Source organism: Haloferax sp. Atlit-4N (genome assembly GCF_003383025.1).
Taxonomy (GTDB): Archaea; Halobacteriota; Halobacteria; order Halobacteriales; family Haloferacaceae; genus Haloferax; species Haloferax gibbonsii.
Genome location: NZ_PSYY01000045.1, coordinates 1 through 594, shown reverse-complemented (window position 1 = coordinate 594; position 594 = coordinate 1). Strand labels below are relative to the sequence as shown.

Genomic DNA, 594 nt, shown 5'->3' with positions numbered 1-594 from the left:
CTCGCAGTACATCTCTCTCTGAGACCTCGCGGCTTCCTCGGCGTGACGCTAAGGAGGTGCCGCGGTGGCCGCTCGGAAGGTGAAGTGCGCGTCCTGCGGCACCCCGTTCGCGCCGCAGCGGTCCACGGCGAAGTACTGCAAGCCGGCCTGCCGCGAGAAGGCACGCCGCGACCGGTCCGCCGCCGCGACGAAGACCCCCGCGAAGGGCACCGCGAAGCGGCCGGCCCGGGCCGCGAAGAAGACGACGGCGCGGAAGCCGGCGGCACGGAAGACGAAGTCCGCGACCCCGCCGACCGAGACGGACGCGCCGACACCGGTGACCGGCCTGGTCGACACGGTGAAGCGCGACCTCGAGGCGGCCAACGCGGTCGACACGTTCAACGGGCAGCTGGCCCTCGAGCTGGCGCGCCGGATCGCGAACCCGGATGAGGCGGCGCCGTCGGCGCTGTCGAAGGAACTGCGGGCGGTGATGGCCCTGGCCGTTGGTCCCGCTGTCCCGGCTAGTGGCCAGGCCCCGAAGGTCGAGACGCCGCCGGAGGACGAGGTCGAGAAGGCGAGGCGCAAGCGTGAGGAAGCTCGCCAAGCGGCTGGTCT

Annotated in this window: 2 protein-coding genes; one reads left to right on the top strand and one right to left on the bottom strand. The window is 72.6% G+C overall.

All coding sequences use genetic code 11. The features are described 5' to 3' along the window. Positions 1 to 48 precede the first annotated feature (48 nt). On the bottom strand, positions 49 to 336 hold the full coding sequence (locus tag C5C07_RS20455) for a hypothetical protein (RefSeq protein WP_115806056.1): 288 nt from the start codon (positions 334 to 336) through the stop codon (positions 49 to 51). A 1-nt stretch (position 337) separates the two neighbouring features. On the opposite strand from C5C07_RS20455, the gene C5C07_RS20450 reads away from it, so the two are divergent. Then, positions 338 to 594, top strand: a 257-nt coding sequence (locus C5C07_RS20450) for a hypothetical protein (protein WP_158546620.1), incomplete at its 3' end; no start/stop codon positions are given.